We start from the raw sequence: 19,892 nt of genomic DNA, 5'->3' as shown, positions 1-19,892 counted from the left end.
GTCACGCCTGATAGATCACGCCGATCGCCCGGGTAGACGCGTCCATCCAGGAGATCGGCACGCGAGCCCCCGACGCCGACGACGGCAACAGGAGGAAAAGGGTTCATGAGAACGACTTCCCGCACGAGGGTCGGGGCGGTGGCGGTGGCTGCGGCCACAGCGCTGTTCGCCGCGGCGTGCGGCAGCAGCGACTCCACGTCGACCTCGCCGAGTGCGACGCCGTCGCAGCAGCAGCAGGAAACCGGATCGACGGGTTTGAGCCAGGCGAAGGCCACGGTGGACGCGAGCCTGGTGAACCCGAGCGGCATCCTTCTTGACACCGCGTTGTCGAAGAAGCCGCCCACGGGCAAGTATGTGATCACAGTGGAAACCCCGGTCCCGGTCACCAAGGTGCGCGACGACGCCCTGGCCGAGGCGGCGAAGGTGTTCGGCTGGCGCTATGAGCGGATCGTCCCCGGCAGCGGTCCCGAGGACTACGGGAACGCGGTCACCCAGGCGATTTCCAAGCATCCCGACGCCATTCACATCTCCGGCACGCCGCTGTCACTGCTCAAGACCCAGTTGGATCAGGCCAAGGCGCAGAACATCCCGGTGCTCTCCGAAAGCGTCGGTGGTGCCTTCGACTCGCCGGTGATCTCCAACAGCCTCGACGGTGACGCCCAAGTCGCGGCCTGGGGCAAGATGGTCGCGAGTTATGTGGTGGTCAACAGCGGCGGCAAGGCCAACGTCGCGCTGTTCACGATCAAGGCTTTCCCCATCCTGGGTGTGTTCGTGGACAGCTTCAAGAGCACCCTGTCCAGCACCTGCCCGGCCTGCTCGGTCAAAGAGGTCAACCAGCAGCTCGCCGATCTGGGTACCAAGACCCCGTCCAGCGTGGTCAGCACCATCCAGCAGGACCCAAAGATCAACTGGGCTATCTTCTCCTTCGGTGACCTGACCCTGGGCGTGGACGCGGCGCTCAAGGGTGCTGGCCTGAACGGCAAGGTCAACGTCGGTGGTGAGACGCCCAGTCCGGCCAACCTGGCGGCGCTCAAGGACGGCACCGAAAGCGTGTGGACCGGCTTCTCCGCGCCGATCCTCGGCTGGCGCCTCGCGGACATGCTTGCCCGCCACTTCAACGGCGACGATCTGGCCGCGGCGGACAAGGTCCTGCTGCCGACCCAGCTCATCACCAAGGACAACATCTCCTCGGTCTCTCTCGACTCCACCGGGTACTACATCGGTTTCCCCGGCTACCAGGACGCCTTCAAGAAACTCTGGCAGGCACAGTAGCCGCAGCGCTCGGACACAGGCACGGTCGGTCAGGTAGCGCAGTCTCGGAGCGGGGATGGCGGACGGCCATCTCCGCCCCGAGGAGGGATCGGGATACGCAATGCTTGCAGGGCTGCGCGGTAAGTCGGTGGTCGTCACGGGCGGCGCCGGTGTGATCGGGTCGGCGGTCAGCCGCCGGCTCGCGGCGGAGGGAGCGCTGGTCGTGGTCGCCGACCTCGACGCGGACGCTGCCAAGACCGTCGCGGAACTCATCGGTGGTGCCGCCGTGGGTGTCGGCGTCGACATCACCACGCCGCTCGGCGCGCAGGCCAGCGTCGACGCGGCTGTCCAGGCTTTCGGAAAGCTGGACCTCTACCATGCCAACGCGGGCGTGGAATGCACGGTGCAGGCGGTGGCGGACTTCGACCCGGCGGACTACCACCGGGTCTTCGGCGTCAACGTGCTCGGCGCGTTCCTGTCGGCGCAGGCCGCGCTGCGGCAACTGTCGGCCCAGGGCGACGGCGGTTCGATTCTGTTCACCGCATCCATCGCGGCATTGATGGGTAGCGTCGGAACATCGGTCTACAACGCCTCCAAACACGCCGTCCAGGGCATCGCGCGTTGCCTGGCTCTTGAGGTCGCCGGAGCTGGCATCCGTGTCAACACCCTCGCCCCGGGCCTGGTCGAATCCCGCATGATGGATGCGCTCGGTGCCGGGCTCGGGGCATTGGCCGGGGCGGACGGGACCACTTACAAGGGTCGTATGGAGGGTGCTGTGCCGCTCGGCCGGTACGCCACTCCCGAGGAGATCGCGGCAACCGCGGCGTGGATCCTCAGCGACGAGGTGCCGTACCTGCACAACGAGTGCATCACCGTCGGCGGCGGCATCGCCCCCTACTGACGGTTCCCTACTGACGGCGCTGTGCTGACAGAGCACTCCTGGCGGCCCGCGACGGATAATCGTGCCGTACCGCTCATTGCCACATGGCGATAGTTGATGGACAGCTGACGAAAGGTGACAGATCGTGGATCTTGGACTGACGGGACGGCGGGCACTGGTGACAGGGGCCAGCCGAGGTCTCGGCCGCGCGATCGCGGCGACGCTGGCACAGGAGGGCTGCTCGCTCGCCCTGTGCGCACGCGGTGCCGAGGGTCTGGAGAAGGCTGCGGCCGAGTTGCGCGCCGACGGCGTCACGGTGTTCGCCGAGCCCTTTGACGTCAGCGACGTCGACGCGCTCACAGCCTTTGTCGACCGCGCCGCGGCGGAACTGGGCGGGCTGGACATCGTCGTGTCCAATGTGTCCGCCGGCCCGGCCAAGGACGCCGGTCAGTGGCAACGCAGCCTGGACGGGGACCTGCTGCCGTTCGTCCGGCTGGCCGAGACGGCCGTGCCGCACCTCGCCGACGGCGGTGGATCGATCATCGCGATCGGCACGACGAACGCGTTCGACACGGTGCGACCGGCCTCCCCCAATGCCTATTCGGCCATCAAGGCAGCTGTGCTGCACCATTCCGCGGCGCTCGCGCGGACCCTCGCGCCGCAGGGGATCCGGGTCAACACGGTTTCCCCCGGGCCGATCGAGTTCCCCGGCGGGGACTGGGAGAAGGTCCGCGAGCACCGGCCGGAGGTCTACGCGGAGGTTCTGGCCAAGATAGCGGTCGGCCGGTACGGCCAGCCCGAGGATGTCGCGGCCGCCGTCGCCTTTCTGGCGAGCCCCCGGGCCGGATTCTGCAACGGCGTCAACCTCGTGGTGGACGGCGGGCTCGTCACCCGCGTGCAGTTCTAGAACCGGCGGTTGCGACCCATGGCGGGACCAGCCGGCCGGATTGACGCCGTGCTCGTATGCGGCGGGCGTTGGCACGACTTCGATTTCGCGCGGCTGCAGCTTCTTGAACGCCTCGGGCGACACGAGCGGGTACGCACCCGGGTCTTCGAGGACTACGCCTGCACCGATGCGATCGGGTCGGCTGACGTGCTTGTCACCTACACCTGTGAGCGGCGTCCCAACGCTGAGCAGCAGCAGGTGTTGGTGGACTTCGTCGCGCGTGGTGGGCGGTGGTTGGCGTTACACGGAACCAACTCGGCGATCGATGCGCCCGCGCCGGGTACGCCGCGCCTGTTCACCACGCCGCGGGTGCTCGGGGAGGTGGCCACGGTGCTGGGCAGCCAGTTCCTCGGCCACCCGCCGATCGCGCCCTACCAGGTCGAGATCACCCAGGCGGATCATCCGCTCGTGGTGGGGATCGACCCCTTCGAGGTCAGTGACGAACTGTACGTCAGTGAGCTGCATCCCCCGCTCGACGTGCTGCTGCACACCCGGTACCGCGGGCCGTGCCGGGGCTTCACCGAAGGGCATGTCGCCGATTCCGCGGACGACGTCCAGCCGGTGCTCTACCTGCGCCGCCACGGCGACGGCGAGGTCTGCTATTTCACCCTGGGGCACTGCCGCGGCCGATTCGACGTCCAGGACCTCGGCGTCGACGACCTCGGCCGGACCGACCGGGGGAGCTGGACCGCCCCGGAGTTCGCCACGGTCCTGGACCGCTGCCTGTCCAGAGCGATCTACGGCGCCAGGTAGCCTCCTGGTATCTCAGCGTCCAGATCAGGCGTGGGCGCCGGTAGCTCAGATCAGGCGTGGACGTCGGGGTCGAGGCGGACGAGCATCTTGCCGACGTTGTCACCCCGCAGCATCCCGAGGAATGCGGTGACCGCGTTGTCCAGGCCGTCCACGACCGTCTGGCGCGATACCAGGTCACCGGTTCGCAGCCAGCCCGAGACCCGTTCGGTGAATTCCGCCCGCAGATCCTCGTGGTCGCGGACGATGAACCCTCGCAGGGTCACTCGTCGCAGCACGGCCTGGATGAGATGGTCGATGCTCGGCCGGGGAGTCTGCGAGGTGAACTGGGAGATCATGCCGCACAGGGCCACCCGACCGCCGACCCGCAGCGTGTCGAGCGCGGCGACCAGGTGGTCGCCGCCGACGTTGTCGAAGTACAGGTCGATGCCGTCCGGCGCGGCCCGCCGCAGCCCTGTCGCGACCGGTTCGGCGCGGTAGTCGACGGCCGCGTCGAACCCGAGTTCCGTGGTGAGCAGCCCGCACTTGGCCGCACCGCCCGCGCTACCGATGACCCGGGCGGCACCGAGCAACCGGGCGATCTGACCGACGGCGCTGCCGACCGCACCGCCGGCCGCGGAGACGAAAACGGTGTCCCCCTTGGCCAGCTCACCCGCGCGCAGTAGTCCGGTATAGGCGGTGAAGCCGGTCTGGCCGAGCACGCCGAGCCAGGTCGAGGGCGCGGCGCGGTCGGCGTCGACGACGGCGAACGCGGCCGGGTCACCCGGGGTCGCGTCGAGCACCGCGACGTCGCGCCAGCCCAACCGGTGGCGTACCCACGCACCTTCCTCGATACCCGGAGCGCGGCTTTCCAGGACCCGTCCGACAGCGGACCCGTCCAACGGCTCGCCGACGGCGAAGTTGGTCGTGTAGTGCTTCTCGGTCTCCTCGAGGCGACCCCGCATCGACGGGTCGACGCTCATGAAGGCGTTGCGCACGAGCAACTGGCCCGCGCCCAGCGCGGGCACGGGCCGTTCGCAGAGTGCGAAGTCGTCCAGGGTCGGCCCGCCGGGACCGGGACGGCGGGCCAGTGTCACCACCCGGGTGCGGCGGCCGGCCGCGCTCATGCCGGGGTGTTCCGGTCTGAGAGCCGGGCCCGGCGGCCGACCCACCCGGCGACCTGCAGGTCGGCATGGCGGATTTCGCCCGACTGCCAGCGGCCGTCGGAGTCGAACAGGCCGCGCTGGCCGGTCGTCGGGTCGTAGACCTCGACCAGGCCGTTGTCCATCAGCGTGTACACCTGCTTGCTGATCGGATGAGTCACGCTCAAGGGTTTTGTGCTCACTACACGCTCACGGCTCCTTCAGTGACACGGAGGCCCTACAGTCCGCGCAGCTCCTCCGCGCGGCGCACACCACGTTTGACGACCACGACTGGGCCGGTCACGCGCAGCTGACAGGCCAGCCGGATGCGCCCGTTCGTTCCCGGACCGATCGCTCTCAGTCCCTCATCCTCAAGGTCGTCGATCGGACCGCAGTTCTCCGCGCCCGCGCTGACCTGCAGGACACAGGTGCGGCAGGTACCGACGCCATCGCAGACGGTCGGCCACCAGTAGCCGCACCGGCGAGCGGCGGCGAAGACCGTCTCGGCCTCGGCCACCGCCAGCACGATGCCCGACGGCGTGACCGTCACCTGTGCGCTCAGCGCGACAGCCACGTGTCGAGCAGATAGTGGAAATGCCGGATGCGGCTTTCCTGGTAGGTCGCGAGGGTGATGCCGGGCTTGCGGGTCGTCTTCAGGCCCTGCTGCACGAACGGCAGGTTGGCGATGTCCTGGTCGAAAACCGGGCCCAGCAGGCCGAGTTCGGAAACGTCGGCCATGTCCACCCCCTCCGCTACCCATCGGATCTTCGCCGGGGCCGGGCGCGGGGTGCCCTTGGGCCATCCGGACAGGAAGAAGATTTCGGAGATGCAGCGATCGGGGTCGTTACCGTAGGGCCGGAACCGGTAGATGATGTTCGACTTCTTCCCGGCCCAGGGGTGGAAGTTCGGAAAGAGAATGTAGTTGATCGCGTCCAACAGTTCGCTGTCGGTGATTTCCGCGTAGCTCTCGCCGGACAGTGCGCTCAGTTGGTTGCGCATCTGATCGGCGAGTACCGCTCGGGCCGTGCTGCCCGCTGGGATCTCCGGTAGCTTGTCGCCGGAAAGCGCGAGGTCCCGCCCCTGGGTCGAGGCGTAGAAACCGCGCGAGAAGTAGAAGCTCTCCAGGACCTCCTCCTCGGTGACGCCGCCTGCCAGATGCGGGCTGGGTACGCCCTGCGGCGTAACCGTGCGGTCCCAGTTGGCGCCGGCGACGACGTCATACTGCGAGTTGGCATCGCCCATCCAGGCCAACAGCTGCGGATGGGTGCTGATCACATGGAAGGCCTCCATGAAGGCCTCCTGCCCGATCTTCCAGTTGCAGGGCAGGATTTTCGCGATGTGCAATGAGGTGTACCGGTCGTCAAGCGGCCAGCGGGTGAAGTGGTCCGGCAGGTCGCCGGCGAAGGTCCCGAACGGCTCGCAGTCGGGATCCATGTTGATGAAGACGAAGCCACCCCAGGTGGCGACCTTCGCCTCGGGAAGGTTGAACGTCGCCGGGTCGACATGGGGGAAGTCCCAGGCGCACGGGATGCTCTTGAGAGTGCCGTTGATGTTCCAGGTGAAGCCGTGGAACGGGCAGCGGAACTCCGGCACGTGCCCGCCTGCGGTGCGCAGCTTGCGCCCGCGGTGCAGGCAGGCGTTCACGAAGGCCCGGATCTCGGTCGGGGTGGTCCGCACGATCAGCAGCGAGTCGTCGGCTATGTCGTAGATCTCGTGATCGCCGACCTCGGGGATGTTCTCCTCGCGGCAGGCGAACTGCCAGACCCGCCGCCAGAGCTTCTCGACCTCCATGCGGTGCCAGGCGGGTGAGATGTAGCGCTCGACGTCGATGTCGTCGTTGCCGAGGTACTCGTTGACATTCACCCGCAGGACGTCGGGTACGGGCCGGGTGTCCGCGGCGAGGTAGTCCTGCGCGGAGGGACCGGGGCAACGGGCACGGGTGTCGGGCTCCTGCGTGACCATGGCGCCTCCCGAAGTTTCTGGTGTCTGGCTATAGTAACCGGCCGTCAGGTGTGACGGGTGAAGTCGCGGTGTCCGCGGTGCAACCTCGGCTTGGCTGCCAACCTCGGCTTGGCTGCCAACCTCGGCTTGGCTGCCAACGTCGACCGTGGCTACAGCGCCAGGACCGTCACGGTGCCGGTTGAACCGTCGACCTCCAGCAGCGTCCCGGTGGGGATGCGCCGGCTCGCGGCCGGTACGCCCGCCGCGCACGGGATGCCGAGCTCGCGACTGACGATCATCGCGTGGCTCCCCATCGCGCCGACGTCGACGACGGCGCCCGCCGCGACCATGAACAGCGGTGTCCACGACGGGTCGGTCTGCGGGGCTACCAGAATCTCGCCGGGTGCGAGGTCGCCGGCCGCGTCGACGGCGGTCACCACCCGCGCCCGGCCCCGGGCCACGCCCGCGGCCGCACCGACACCGCGCAGTACCTCACCCGGTTTGACGGGAGTGATCTCGGCGTCGACGCGTCGTCCCAGCGATGCGATGGGCGGCAGGGGCCTGGTGCCGTCGATGAACACCGGCAGGTCGAGGCCGAACAGCCCCCGCCACTCCCGCTCCCGGTCGGCGAGGGTCGCGCTCAGCGAGTCCGGGTCCAGAGCGAGCGTTTCCAGTTCGGCGTCGGTCGCCATGAAGATCTGTCCGGGGTGGTCCAGATGACCGTGCTCGTGCAGGCGTCTACCGAGCTCCACCAGTGGCATCCGCGCCTCGTGCAGGATCTTGATGCAGGTGGTCTTCGCGCGTTCCCGCCAGGCACCGAAGCGGCGCGCCGAGGCGAGCGCGCCGTGGCAGGTGGCCTGCGCGGTGGCGTCCCCACCGAGGCGGGCGAGCGCCTGCGTGAGCGCGGCCTCGGTGTCCACTGCCTGGCTGCGCGCGCGCAGGACCGGGGATGCGTCGTCGTCGAGGTGGCGCAGCCGGTCGAGCAGCGCCAGCGGCAGCTCGGGCCTGGTCTCCCAGGTTTCCGAGCCCAGGTCCCACTCGTTGGGGCCGCGGTAGCCGAAGTCCCGCAGGAAGGCCGCGAACCCTACGTGGAACGCGGGATGGACGTCGGCCAGGCGCGTGACCAGGCCGTTCACCCCACCGTCGAACGCGGCTGCGAGCCCCGCGTCGCCGCGGATGACCCGGGAGAGATCCCAGAGCGCGAAGGAGGGGGCGGCTGAATCGACGTCCCCGGCCTTGCCGATGAGCCGGACCACGAGGGCGGTGTCGCCGCCGAGGAGCTGGCCGAGCACGCCCGGACCGACCGCGCTGCTGTTTGAGGCGATCACCTCGCCGCGCCACGCCAGCCGTTCCAGCGACAGCACCGACCGGGCCCTGGCAACCAGGGCCAGCGCGCTCATCGTCGCCAGGTCCGGACGCTGCTCCCGCAGCGTGTCGGCGATCGCGCGATCCTCGTCGAGTTCCGGGAACGTCGTCGTCGACAGCACCCACCCCGCCCGCGCCGCGATGGCCGCGGACCGTTCCTCATTGACGTCGTCCGGTCGGATGACGTGCGCCGGCGGCTCACCGCCGCCCGCGAACCACATGGTGTCCACCGCGTCGGTGCTGATCCCGGAACGGATACCGGTCAGCCGGGGCAACGTCATGTTGACGTACAGGTGGCCGTAGAAGAAGGCCGCGTTCGGGGAGACGTCGACCGATTGCTCGGCCAGGGTGAACGCCCCGAAGGCGGCCACACCCGTGTCCCAGCCGGGAAGGATGAACGGGATCCAGCCAAGGCTTGCGCCCAGCGGGGTGATCGGATCCGCCAACACGTCGTTGGCGTTGAGCCGAGTGTAGATCGCAAATCGTTGGCTCGGCTGTGTGTCGATGATCCACTGCTGGCTGGTCATGCGTCCCGCTCCTCCTGGTCCGTCCGGACATGGACCGACGTTGGCTGGTGTATCTGTGACGTGCAACACTCCTACGGTAGAAACTGTAGTGCAAGCAAACTAAGTGGCTGATGTTTCGGTTCGTAGGTCTCCAGGTTCGTGATCATGGTTCTGCTCGCGCACCTGTCGACCTCACGCGCTCCCAGGAGGACGTATGCAGCTTGAAGGCAAGGTCGCGGCCATCACGGGAGGGACGGCGGGGATCGGCCGCGCCATCGCCGAGGCGTTTCTCGCCCAGGGGGCGTCCGTCGCGATCAACGGTCGGTCCGTGGACAAGGGGGAGAAGACCCTCGCGGCCCTGGGTGCCGGCGACCGGGCGATCTTCCGCGCCGGTGACGTCACCCAGCAGGCCGACGTCGAGGGCTTCGTCGACGCGACCGTCGAGCACTTCGGACGGGTCGACATCCTGGTCAACAACGCCGGTGGAGCCGTCGACCTTCAGCCGACCGTCCTGCTCAGCGATGAGACGTGGGACCTGACGATGAAGTGGAACCTGTACTCGACCTTCTGGGCCACCCGGCGCGCCCTGCCGCCCATGATCGAACGCAAGTGGGGGCGGATCATCAACATCTCCTCGGTGGAGGGCAAGCACGGCAAGCCCGTCCTGACCCCCTATGTGGCCGCCAAGCACGCCATCAACGGCATGACCAAGTCGATCGCTCGCGAGGTCGGAGCCGAGGGGGTCACCGTCAACTCGATCTGCCCGGGTCTGATCATCACCGACGTCGTCAGGGACAACGGGCCGGCCACGGCCGCGGCCATGGGGATCACCTTCGACGAGATGGTCGAGCTGTTCGCCAAGGAGTCCTCGATCAAGCGGCCCAACACGGTCGAGGAGGTCGCGGCCATGGCGGTGCTGCTCGCCTCGCCCGCGGGCGCGGGTATCACCGGCGCGCTGCTCAGCGTCGACGGCGGCACCGCGTCCTACTGACGTACCCGTCGTGCCGAGTGTCCTGGTTGGACGGCGAGTGCGCCGCCGTCCAACCGTGCACCGACCACGGTCAGGCGAGCAGGGTGCGGCCGAGGTGGTCGGCGGCGTCCCGGGCGCCGGGCAGGACGAAGAAGTAGCCGCCGCCGGTGGGGCTGATGTAGTCGACCAGGGGCTCGTCGATGAGCCTGGTCTGGGTCGCCTCGAACTGGCGGGCGATGTCCTGCTGGTAGCAGCAGAAGGCCAGACCCATGTCGAGGTTGCCGTTGGCGTCGATGCCCCGGTCGTAGTTGTAGCCCCGGCGCAGGATGCGGGAGTCCGCGGTGGCGGCGCTGCGGGGGTTGGACAGCCGGATGTGCGCGTCGAGCGGGATGATCTTACCGTCGGCGTCACCGGCGTAGTCCGGGATGTCACGTTCGGCCGTACCGTCCAGCGGGGCGCCGGTATCCCGTCGCCGGCCGATCATCATCTCCTGTTCGTTGAGAGAGACCCGGTCCCAGAACTCCACCAGCATCCGGATGACGCGGATGACCTGGTAGGAGCCGCCCGCGGTCCAGGCGGGCTCGTCGCCGCCGTGTACCCAGACCAGCCGGTCCATCTCGGCGGCGCTGGTCACGTCCGGATTGGCGATGCCGTCCTTGAAACCGAGCAGGTTGCGCTGGGCGCCGGCCGGTCGTGGTGGGTTCTGAAAGCCGTCGACGCGCCAGCGCAGCTGCATACCGCCGCGGGTGTGGCGAGCGATGTCACGCAGCGCGTGCAGCACGGTGTCGCGGCTGTGTGCGCACAGCTGCAGGCTGAGGTCGCCGTGACACTGGGTCGCGTCGAGGTTGTCGTTGGGGAACGTGCGCATCGGTGTGAGATGGCGCGGCCGCCGGTCGGCCAGGCCGAACCGGCCGTCGAACAGCGACGCGCCCACCCCGACGGTGACGGTCAGCGAATCGGAGGGCACGGTGGGCCCGACGATGCCGCTGTCCGACGGTGGGGCGGTGCTGCCGAGGTCGACCGGGGTGCCGCCGGCGGTCAGGAAACGTGCCCGGTCAGTGATCGTCTTGAACAGTTCGACCAGCCCGGCGCGGTCCGGCGCGATCACGTCGAAGGACGCGAACATCGCCGCCGTGGGTGGCGGTGTGACGATCCCGGCCTGATGGGTCCCGTAGAAGGCGACCACCTCGTCCGAGCTCGTGTCGTGGGTGCCGCCCGGGTCGCTTGCGGCCAGCGCCACGCCGCCGGCACCGACGCCCGCGCCCACGGCCGCACCCGCGGCCAGCGCCCCGGCGAGAAAGGACCGGCGCCCGAGCGCAACGCCTGGGAACCCGGCGCGCCGTCGCGGCGCCGGGCAGCTGGCGGCGGCGGTGGGGGTGGCCGCGGTGGGGGTGTCTGCCGGCTGCCGTGGCAGTGACGGGTCGGCGGATTCGGTCATCGACGGCGCTCCGGAAGGGTGCGAAGGTGAGGTGGTGTCGCGGGCGGGAATGGCGGGCTCGCTCATCCGGTGGTCCTGATTTCCAGGACGTCGGGGATGGGTGCGAGGGTCTCCAGCAGCGCGCCGAGGCTGCCGTTCAACCGCGCCCGGTCGGCACGGGGGAGGGTGTCCGGGGCGATCCAGGTTCCGGCCGGGTCGGCGACCTGCCGTAGGAGCGTCCCGAACGCGTCGAGCTGGCGTTGGGAGGCCGCGAGTGTGGCCGGCGCCCGTGTCGTCAGCAGCGGCGCGATGATGGTCAACAGTTCGCGGGTTCCGTCCACGTTCGCCGCCGCGGTCGCCAGCGCCGTGCCGCTGCCCTGGTCGGCGGTACCGGTGAGCTGGAACTCGATGGTGTTCTCAAGAATTTCGTGGGTGCGCAGCGCCAGGTCGTGGGAATCGAATTCCTGGGTGGGGAAGGCCTTGACGAGCCCGGCGACGGAATCGGCGAGCGTCGCCGCCGGCGCCTTCAACGAGTCCACCGACTCGCCGTGCCACAGCCCGTGCTCGACCCGGTGGAATCCGGCGAAGTCCGGGTCGGCGACGCCGTCCGGCAGACCCGCGGGCCGTCCGTTGATCGACGCGTCGAAGTCGCCGAACGTGCCGTAGGCGGCGCCGAGTCGTTCGTAGTCAAGATGCGCGGTGAGCCAGTCGCGACGGGCCACGTCGAGGTCGCCGGCCTCGACGTCCGCCCGCAGCGTGTCGGTGTCGCGTGCCAGCGTGGCCAGGCCCGCGGTGACGAACGCGCGGTAGGCGTCCACGGGTGCGCGCATGGTCTCTTCCGTCACCGGGATGATCGCCAGGCCGCCGTTGCCCGGGCCGGCCACCCGCCGGCTCGCCGAGACGACGGGATCTCCACCGTCGGGGAGGCACTGCCAGGCGTAGGTGCCGCCTCCGATGGTCGCGGCCAGCGGCCGGCTGGTGCCCGGGGCGAGCAGTTCGATCTCAGCGTGGATCGCACCGCTCGCCGGGTCGATGAGGCGGACCTCCATGGTGTGCCCGCCGGTGTTGCGGACGGTGAAGGTCACCCGGCCGGGCTGCGGCGCGTCCCAGGCGGTGACACAGGAACCCGAGGTCGCCTCGATCGTCGTGTCACCCGTCCCGGTGGCCGGGCCGAGCGCGAGGATGGCGGCGCCGGCGGCGATGGCGGGTACGGCGACCATGGCCACCGGAAGGACCCACCGGGGCACCCGCCGCGAACCGCCCGGTGCCGGCTGGACTTCGACCGGCGCGACCTCGGCGGCGGCGACAGTCGCCGGTACCGCGGGCGATGGCGCGCGGGCGGGGCGGATACCCCGGACGAACAGGGCCATCACCGGGATCAGATAGGCGAGGTAGCCGACGAGCTGGAGGACGGTCAGCCGGGGTGTGATGTTGAAGATGCCCTCGACGAGCCGGGCGTACCAGGAGCTCGGGTCGATGGTGGCGCCGAGGTCGAACGCGGCCGTGCCGATGCCGGGCAGGATGGCGCTCTCCTGCAGATCACGCAGGCCGTACCCGGCCACGCCGGACGCGATCACAATCAGCCCGATGCCGGTGAACGTGAAGAATCGGGCCAGATTGATCTTCACGGCCCGGCGGTACATGCCGACGCACAACGCAGCGGCGAGCGTGAGACCGGCGGCGGCCCCGACCAGCGGGCCGGCCGATTCGCCCGCGCCGCGGGTGGTCGTCCAGACGAACAGGGAGGTCTCCAGGCCTTCCCGGGCCACCGCGAGGAACGCGGTGAGGACCAGCACGCCGGGCCCGAGCGTGAGCGCGGCCGTCACCCGGCCCGCGATCTCGCCGGACAGCGCCCGTGCCGACCGCCGCATCCAGAAGATCATCGCGGTGACGAACCCGACCGCGACCAGGCTCAGGACGCCGCTGAACGCCTCCTGCGCTTTGGTCGACATCGAGGCGGCGGCGAAGGTCAGGACCGCCCCGAAGCTCACCGAGAGCGCGACGGCCCCAAGCGCCCCTATCCAGACCTGGGGCAGACGGGCCCGCTCGTCGGCACGGACGAGCGTGGCGACCAGGATCGAGACGATCAGACCTGCCTCGAGACCCTCCCGCAGCCCGATGAGCAGGTTCGGGAGAACGTCGCTCCACACGTCCGGTACCTCCGTGATCGCCGGTGTTGGTTTAAGGGAAGGTACCAGAAATATAAGTAAAGCTCACCTAATCGAATGACGACCTGAGATGCCGGTCATGCCGGGGCGGCGAGGAAGCGGACCGTTCGGCCCCGAAGCCACGGACCGGGTTCGGGCAGGCTGCGTTTCTGGCTTGAGGTCAGGAACGACTGCCGAGCAGGTGGCCGGTTTCGTTCGCGGAGTGGACGACGATCCGGCCCGAGGAGAGCTTCTCGACCCGGGACACCGAGGTGTACCCGGCGTTGAACCAGAAAAGGTCGCGGGTACCGATGACCCCGGCCAGAATGGCGTTGATGATCCCGCCGTGGCCGACGGCCACCACCCGGCCGGACGGCCAGCGCTCGAAGAGCTGCTCCAGGCAGTCGTGGGCACGGGCGATGAAGGCGGGTTGGTCGAGCTCCGGGACGAAGTCGTTGTAACGGCCTTCGACGGCTGCTCGGGCGCGTGGGTCGTCCGCGGCCATCTGTTCCACCGGGGTGTAGACCTCGTTCGGTTCGTGGGGTTCCCACTCGCGCAGGTCGGGGATCTCGACCGGGACGAATCCCAGTTCCGCGGCGAGTACGGCCGCGGTCTCGCGGGCCCGCCGCAGCGGGCTGGTGGCCAGGGCGTCCACCTGCTCGGCGGCCAGCCACGCAGCCAGCCGTTTGGCCTGGATCATGCCGTCCCCGGCCAGGCCGGGATCGGCGACGCCGTTGACGGGCAGGCCGTGGCGGACGAACAGCACCTCAGTCATGGGTTCACTTTCCAGCTCCCGGCCCGGAGGCCGGTCAAGGGCGGGTGTCGGCCGAAGGCGGTGAGGGTGAGGGCGGGGGTGAGGGTTGTTTATCCGGCGATGGTGCGTTCGGTGTCCCAGTAGGGACGCCGCAGCGCCTTCTTGTCGACCTTGCCCATGGCGTTGCGAGGTAGCTCCGTGATGATTTCATATGATTTCGGGCATTTGTATGCGGCGAGTGAGGCCCGGCAGAACTGGTCGAGGTCGCCGCTGTCCGGTGCCTGGCCCGCAGGCACGATCAGTGCCCGCAACGCCTCACCCATGTCCGTGTCGGGTACGCCGATCACGGCGACATCCGCTACCTGGGGGTGGTGCGCGAGGACACGCTCGCTCTCGGCCGGGTAGAGGTTCACCCCGCCGGAGACCACCATGTCAGCTATCCGATCGGTGATATGGACGTAGCCGTCCGCGTCGACATAGCCGACGTCGCCGAGAGTGAACACGTTCGGAAGGAGGTATGCGGCGGCGGTCTTGGCCGGATCGTCGTGGTACCGCACGCCCCGGTCGGCCGGGGCGCGGAAGCCCAGTACCCCGACCTCGCCGGCGGGCATCGGGGCGTTGTCGGCGTCGAGGACCACCGCCTCGAACGGCGGCATGCAGCGGCCGACCGAACCGGGTCGGACCAGCCACTCCTCGCTGCTGATCCGGCAGAGCGTGCCCACCTCGCTGCCGCCGTAGGACTCCACCAGCACCGGCCCGAACCAGTTGATCATCGCCCGTTTGACGTCGGGCGGGCAGGCCGACCCGGTGTGGGGGAGACTGCGCAGGCTCGTCACGTCATAGCGGGCGCGCACGCCGGCGGGCAGGGCGAACAGCCGGGAGAAGTGCGTCGGGACCATCACCGTCGAGGTCACCCGGTGGCCCTCGATGAGGCGCAACACGCGCTCGGCGTCGAACCGTCCGAGGACGACCACGGGCTGTCCGGACAGCAGGTGGCGCAGGCTTGTCAGGGGAGCGTTGTGCTGGAGCGGCCCGACCACCAGGTGTGGTCCGGCGGGGAAGCCCGAGCGGGCGGCCAGCGCCTCGGCGTAGGCCACCGCCCTTGGCGGTGTCGGCGCGGTCCAGCGGACCTCGGTGCCCCGTGGTCGGCCGGTGGTGCCAGAGGTGTAGACCAGCGGTGGTCGGGCGGGCCGGCCGGCAACATCGGGCATCGCCCGGTCGCTACCGGTCCAGTCCGTCCAGTCCGTCTGGCTGCCAACGTCGGTGCCGGTGCCGGTGCCGGTGCCGGTGCCGTGGACGACGACGACGCGTAACCGTGCGGGTCCGGCGGCCGCGGTCACACCGTCGCGGCTGGCCGGCCCGGCGACCGCTGCCACCGCGCCGGCGTCGAGGAGTAGGTCGGTCAGCTCCCCGACGGCGAGCTGGCGGGAGACGGCCACGGTTCCGACGCCGGCGAGGATGCCTGCGGCGTGTGCGACCAGGGTGGGGATGGAGTTCTCCCCGGTCACCGCGACCCGCTCCCCGTCGCCACCCGCCACCGCCAGCATCTCCGCGGCGACTCCACGCACCTGGGCGGCGAGTTCCGCCCACGTCAGGTGCCCGGTGTCGTCCACCAAGGCGACGCCGGTCGGGTCCTGCCGCATCCGATCATCGATCCCAGCGAGCCGCAACGGACCTCACCGCCCTTTTCAAGGTCTGACCCCTGTTGCCCGTCCACCCCGGATGACTGTAGCCACATAGCTGTAGACAGCGTCAAGAAACCGGGTCGATCGCAGTCGGCGAAACCGGGCTGGGTGGGGGCAGCGCGAGGTCGATGGCGGCCGATCGGACCAGGTTGATCGCTCCGGCCTTGGCCGCCGCGTACGGCCAGCGCCGGGGTTCACCACCCAGGCCGGTGACGGACGAGGTCACCACGACCGCTCCGCCGCCGGCGCGGCGCATTGCCCCGATCGCGGCCCGCAGGCCCAGCAGCACCCGGTGGCCGTCATACCTGCCCGACCCGGGGATCGAGCCGGACCGGATTCCTACGCGCCCATGCGTGTGCCTCGGACGAGGCCACCCAGGCCAGTGCGTTCGCGATCAGCTGTCGGTAGTTCGCCAGCGCGAACGTGCGGGCGCAGTCGCCGGGCAGCAGGTAGACCAGTGGACTGCGGCCGGCGACCTTCGCCCAGGCCAGAAGGTCGCTCGCGGGCGGGTGCCCCGAGCAGTCCGGCGCGTGGCGCTCGCCGAGCAGGACGTGTTCATAGGCCGAGCGGAAGCGGCTGCCGTTCAGGTCGGCGTCGGTCCGCAGCAACGGGACGACGTCGGCTTCGAAGACCGGGCAGCAGTACAGCTCATCGGTGACGGTGAACTCGGCGACGCCGGCGCAGACCGGGTGGGTGGGCGCCGCCACGCGCACGGAATATTCGCCCACCCAGCTGCCCGACGACGGCCACATCCGGCCGCGTAACCGGGCTGACGCGTAGTGGAAGCGACCGCCCAGCGCCTCGGCCCAGCCCTCCCAACCAGGCCAGCCGGCCAGCGAGTGGTGGGTGACGACGAGCCCCTGGCCCATCTCAAGCAGCTCGACGAGGGCACGGGCCACCTGCGGATCGGGGCCTTCGGGCACGGGCGGCGAGCCCCGGTGCAGGCTCAGGCCGGGGATGTCGTGGCAGAGCAGTGCCTCGAAGCTCCCGGCATGCTCGGGCCGCAACCACGCCTGCGCGCAGGGCTGGATTGCATGCGTCCACAGCCAGTCCCGCTCGGCACAGATGTCGGCCACCATCCCGAGGAAGGCGTCAAGGTCGACACGGTGACCGCCGGTGAGAACCAGGACCCGCATGGGTTCATCTCCCTGACTTACTGCAGCTGCTCACCACAAACATCGGATACGAGTCTGGCGTGTCGAGTCATCCCTTACTAGAGTCCATTTCGACAAACTCCCGGATGTCGGATGGCACGGCGATTCGCTGTGCATGGCAGCCGGGCCACGGCAGAGAGGGGCAGGCATCATGACGCGAGCCGCCACGGCCGACCAGGACGCCCAGCCCGCGCCGCCGGCCGCCGAGACCGCCGGCACCGCCGACGCGGCCGTGCTCCTGGACCTGCACCGCCGGATGGTGCGCATTCGGGTGTTCGAGACCGAGGCGGGTCGGCTGATGGAGGCCGGAACGCTGCCTGGTTTTCTGCACCTCTACGTCGGGCAGGAGGCGGTCGCCGCCGGCGCGATCAGCACGCTGCGCGATGAGGACCAGATCACCTCCACCCACCGCGGGCACGGTCACGCGGTCGCCAAGGGTGCGGACTTCGCCCGGATGTTCGCGGAACTGTTCGGCCGGGTTGACGGCTACTGCCACGGCCGGGGCGGGAGCATGCACATCAACGACCTGTCGATCGGCATGCTCGGCGCGAACGGCATCGTCGGCGCTGGCATCCCGATCGCGGTGGGCGCGGCCTTCGCCGGCGCCTACCGGTCCGACGGGACGGTTGCCATGGCGTTCTTCGGTGACGGCGCGTCGAACATCGGCACCTTCCACGAGGCGGCCAACCTCGCCGCCGTGCTGCACCTGCCGGTCGTGCTCGTCTGCGAGAACAACGGCTACGCCGAGTTCACGCCACAGGCCCGGCACATGCTGCTCACCGATGTCGCTGATCGCGCCGCCGCCTACGGCATGCCGAGCGAGATCTGCGACGGGATGGACGCGGTCGCCGTCCGTGCGGCCACCCTGCGCGCGGTGGAACGGGCCCGGGCCGGTGGTGGCCCGACCATGGTCGAGGCCAAGACCTACCGTTATTACGATCACCAGGGCGTCAAGGGTCTGCGCATCCAGTACCGCACCCAGGAGGAGATCGACGCCTGGAAGGAACGCGACGCGATCAAGCTGCTGGAGCGCGGGGCGACCGCTGCCGGCACCGTCGCTCCGGAGCGGTTCGAGGAGATCTGGGCGCAGACCAGGACCGAGGTGGCCGCGGCGATCGCCTTCGCGGAGGCGAGTCCCGAGCCGGATCCGGCGGACATCGCCCGTGACGTCTACAGCGAATGAGCCCGGTACAGCGACGAGCGGCCGAAGGAGCTCCCAGTCGATGACCCGCACCCTGACCTATGTCAAGGCGTTCAATGAGGGCCTCGCGCAGGTCATGCGCGACGACGACGACGTGTTCGTAGTCGGTGAGGATGTCGCCGGCTACGGTGGGGTCTTCCACATGTTCGACGGGTTGCTCTCGGAGTTCGGGCCGCGCCGCGTCGTGGACACGCCCATCTCCGAGGCGGCGATCGTCGGCCTCGGCGTGGGTGCCGCCGCCCGCGGCCTGCGGCCGGTGTGTGATCTGATGTTCATGGACTTCCTCGGCGTCTGCATGGACCAGGTGGTCAACCAGGCCGCCAAGATGAAGTTCATGTACGGCGGGTCGGTCAACGTTCCGCTCACCATCACGACCGCGGCGGGTGCCGGGCTCGGCGCGGCCGCGCAGCACTCCCAGAGCCTGGAGGCGTGGCTCGCCCACACCCCGGGACTCAAGGTGGTCATGCCCGCCACCCCGGCGGACGCCAAAGGGATGATCGTCTCTGCGGTGCGTGACGACAATCCGGTCATCGTGATGCTCAACAAGGTCCTGCTCGGAGCCAAGGGAGACGTGCCCGAGGAGATCTACGAGGTCCCGATCGGGAAGGCCGCCACGCTGCGCACCGGCGACGATGTCACGATTGTGGCCCTGGGGCGGATGACCGTCGAGGCGATGGCCGCGGCCGATGAACTCGCAGCTGAGGGCGTCTCGGTCGAGGTCATCGACCCCCGGACCGTGCAGCCGCTGGACAGCCAGGCGATCGTCGAGTCGGTTGTGCGCACCAACCGGGTGCTTGTGGTCCACGAGGCTGTTCGGTTCGGTGGCATCGGCGCCGAGATCGCCGCGCAGGTCCAGGAAGTCGCCTTCGACTATCTGGACGCCCCGGTGCTGCGCCTGGGCGCACCCTTCACCCCGGTGCCGTTCAGCCCGGCGCTTGAGCGGGCCTACATCCCTGACCGCACCCGGATAGCCGACGGCTGCCGCCGCCTGCTCGCACGGGGCTAGGGCCTGTCTGAGGGATATTGGTCGATGCGGGCGATGATCCAGGGGGTGGCTCGCAAGGCGGAGGAGGAGCCGATAGTGGTGTTCTATCGGTGACGACGACAACGCGGCGGGGCGCCTTCTGGGCATCGGTCCGCGCGATCGAAGATCCATCAGGCAGGCCCCAGGGCCGGGGAGAGAGGAACTGCGGCGATGGCTGTCGAGGTGCTGCTGCCCAAGCTCGGGCTGACGATGCAGGAAGGCACGATCACCGAATGGCTCGTGCCGCCCGGTGGCCCGGTGCGACCCGGCGATGTGATCATGAGGCTCGCGACCGACAAGGTCGACACGGACGTCGAGGCCGAGGGCGAGGGGCATTTCCATCCGGTGGTACCGGCCGGAACCACCCTGCCTCCCGGCGCACTGGTGGGCTGGCTGCTCGCCGCCGGCGAGATTCTGCCGGGTGCGGTGTCCGGTGCTGGGCCCTCCGGCGCGGTGGTGTCCGGCGCGGTGGCGTCTGGTGATCTGGCGGCCCAACCCGGGCCGGCCGGTCGGCTGCTGGCGTCCCCGAACGCCCGTCGCGTCGCCCGTGCGCGAGGCATCGATCTCGTAACCATCCGTGGCACCGGGCCGGGCGGCCGGATCGTCTCCGAGGACATAGAGGCGGTGGACGTCGCCGCGCCGCTGCCCGTCGCGCCGCTGCCCGTCGCGCCGCCGCCCGCCGCGCCGCTGGTGCGCCGGTACGCGGAGACCCTCGGTGTGGACCTCGCCACGGTTGCCGGGCGCGGACCCGCAGGCCGCATCCGCCGGGCCGATGTGGAG

The 19,892-nt window shown here is 69.7% G+C and carries 19 protein-coding genes; 8 read left to right on the top strand and 11 right to left on the bottom strand.

Annotation, left to right across the window (positions count from 1 at the left end; genetic code table 11):
- Window positions 1–105 precede the first annotated feature (105 nt).
- From U9979_RS13020 to U9979_RS13005, 4 genes are all read left to right on the top strand, one after another.
- Window positions 106–1,272, top strand: a complete 1,167-nt coding sequence (locus U9979_RS13020; protein WP_322779590.1) for a sugar ABC transporter substrate-binding protein — start codon at window positions 106–108, stop codon at window positions 1,270–1,272.
- A gap of 55 nt (window positions 1,273–1,327) precedes the next feature.
- The gene (locus U9979_RS13015; RefSeq protein WP_322747052.1) at window positions 1,328–2,152 is read left to right on the top strand and encodes an SDR family oxidoreductase; all 825 of its coding nucleotides are present in this window, start codon (window positions 1,328–1,330) and stop codon (window positions 2,150–2,152) included.
- Window positions 2,153–2,276: 124 nt separating this feature from the next.
- Window positions 2,277–3,038 (top strand): SDR family NAD(P)-dependent oxidoreductase, encoded by a 762-nt coding sequence (locus U9979_RS13010; protein WP_322779589.1) that lies wholly within the window; start codon window positions 2,277–2,279, stop codon window positions 3,036–3,038.
- Between the two features lie 18 nt (window positions 3,039–3,056).
- The gene (locus tag U9979_RS13005) at window positions 3,057–3,830 is read left to right on the top strand and encodes a ThuA domain-containing protein (RefSeq protein ID WP_322779588.1); all 774 of its coding nucleotides are present in this window, start codon (window positions 3,057–3,059) and stop codon (window positions 3,828–3,830) included.
- 50 nt (window positions 3,831–3,880) lie between these two features.
- Here U9979_RS13005 and U9979_RS13000 read toward each other — a convergent pair whose 3' ends face one another.
- From U9979_RS13000 to U9979_RS12980, 5 genes are all read right to left on the bottom strand, one after another.
- A complete protein-coding gene (locus U9979_RS13000) occupies window positions 3,881–4,933 on the bottom strand; it encodes an NADP-dependent oxidoreductase (RefSeq protein ID WP_322779587.1) in 1,053 nt (350 codons plus the stop codon).
- A complete protein-coding gene (locus U9979_RS12995) occupies window positions 4,930–5,151 on the bottom strand; it encodes a hypothetical protein (RefSeq protein WP_322779586.1) in 222 nt (73 codons plus the stop codon). The genes U9979_RS13000 and U9979_RS12995 overlap by 4 nt, the downstream gene beginning before the upstream one ends.
- A gap of 35 nt (window positions 5,152–5,186) precedes the next feature.
- A complete protein-coding gene (locus U9979_RS12990; protein ID WP_322779585.1) occupies window positions 5,187–5,522 on the bottom strand; it encodes a 2Fe-2S iron-sulfur cluster-binding protein in 336 nt (111 codons plus the stop codon).
- A complete protein-coding gene (locus U9979_RS12985; RefSeq protein WP_322779584.1) occupies window positions 5,507–6,910 on the bottom strand; it encodes an aromatic ring-hydroxylating dioxygenase subunit alpha in 1,404 nt (467 codons plus the stop codon). Before U9979_RS12985 ends, U9979_RS12990 begins: the two co-directional genes overlap by 16 nt.
- 149 nt (window positions 6,911–7,059) lie before the next feature.
- On the bottom strand, window positions 7,060–8,781 hold the full coding sequence (locus U9979_RS12980; RefSeq protein WP_322779583.1) for a PEP-utilizing enzyme: 1,722 nt from the start codon (window positions 8,779–8,781) through the stop codon (window positions 7,060–7,062).
- A 193-nt stretch (window positions 8,782–8,974) separates the two neighbouring features.
- Here U9979_RS12980 and U9979_RS12975 point away from each other — a divergent pair, with 193 nt between their 5' ends.
- Window positions 8,975–9,751 carry an SDR family NAD(P)-dependent oxidoreductase gene (locus U9979_RS12975; protein ID WP_322779582.1) on the top strand — a complete coding sequence of 259 codons (777 nt, stop codon included), beginning with the start codon at window positions 8,975–8,977 and terminating at the stop codon, window positions 9,749–9,751.
- A 70-nt stretch (window positions 9,752–9,821) separates the two neighbouring features.
- Here U9979_RS12975 and efeB read toward each other — a convergent pair whose 3' ends face one another.
- The 6 genes from efeB to U9979_RS12945 all read right to left on the bottom strand — a co-directional run bounded on the left by efeB (window position 9,822) and on the right by U9979_RS12945 (window position 16,869).
- Window positions 9,822–11,168, bottom strand: a complete 1,347-nt coding sequence (gene efeB / locus U9979_RS12970; protein ID WP_416220108.1) for an iron uptake transporter deferrochelatase/peroxidase subunit — start codon at window positions 11,166–11,168, stop codon at window positions 9,822–9,824.
- A 62-nt stretch (window positions 11,169–11,230) separates the two neighbouring features.
- Window positions 11,231–13,297: an iron uptake transporter permease EfeU gene (gene efeU, locus U9979_RS12965; protein ID WP_322779580.1), complete on the bottom strand. Its 2,067-nt coding sequence runs from the start codon at window positions 13,295–13,297 to the stop codon at window positions 11,231–11,233.
- A 178-nt stretch (window positions 13,298–13,475) separates the two neighbouring features.
- Window positions 13,476–14,069 (bottom strand): histidine phosphatase family protein, encoded by a 594-nt coding sequence (locus U9979_RS12960; protein WP_322747064.1) that lies wholly within the window; start codon window positions 14,067–14,069, stop codon window positions 13,476–13,478.
- A gap of 89 nt (window positions 14,070–14,158) precedes the next feature.
- Window positions 14,159–15,691 (bottom strand): AMP-binding protein, encoded by a 1,533-nt coding sequence (locus tag U9979_RS12955; RefSeq protein ID WP_322779579.1) that lies wholly within the window; start codon window positions 15,689–15,691, stop codon window positions 14,159–14,161.
- Window positions 15,692–15,800: 109 nt separating this feature from the next.
- On the bottom strand, window positions 15,801–16,022 hold the full coding sequence (locus U9979_RS12950) for an SDR family NAD(P)-dependent oxidoreductase (RefSeq protein ID WP_322779578.1): 222 nt from the start codon (window positions 16,020–16,022) through the stop codon (window positions 15,801–15,803).
- 10 nt (window positions 16,023–16,032) lie between these two features.
- Window positions 16,033–16,869, bottom strand: a complete 837-nt coding sequence (locus U9979_RS12945; protein WP_322747067.1) for a ThuA domain-containing protein — start codon at window positions 16,867–16,869, stop codon at window positions 16,033–16,035.
- Window positions 16,870–17,038: 169 nt separating this feature from the next.
- On the opposite strand from U9979_RS12945, the gene U9979_RS12940 reads away from it, so the two are divergent.
- The 3 genes from U9979_RS12940 to U9979_RS12930 all read left to right on the top strand — a co-directional run.
- Entirely contained in the window at window positions 17,039–18,070 is a 1,032-nt protein-coding gene (locus U9979_RS12940; RefSeq protein ID WP_322779577.1) for a thiamine pyrophosphate-dependent dehydrogenase E1 component subunit alpha, read from the top strand.
- A gap of 40 nt (window positions 18,071–18,110) precedes the next feature.
- The gene (locus U9979_RS12935; protein ID WP_322747069.1) at window positions 18,111–19,094 is read left to right on the top strand and encodes an alpha-ketoacid dehydrogenase subunit beta; all 984 of its coding nucleotides are present in this window, start codon (window positions 18,111–18,113) and stop codon (window positions 19,092–19,094) included.
- A 189-nt stretch (window positions 19,095–19,283) separates the two neighbouring features.
- The coding region (locus tag U9979_RS12930) for an E3 binding domain-containing protein (RefSeq protein WP_322779576.1) at window positions 19,284–19,892 on the top strand (609 nt) is incomplete at its 3' end.

The sequence above is a fragment of the Protofrankia sp. Cas4 genome (assembly GCF_963555915.1).
GTDB lineage: Bacteria > Actinomycetota > Actinomycetes > Frankiales > Frankiaceae > Protofrankia.
The sequence above is the reverse complement of the archived record's forward strand: the minus strand, read 5'-3'. Positions and strand labels throughout refer to the sequence as shown.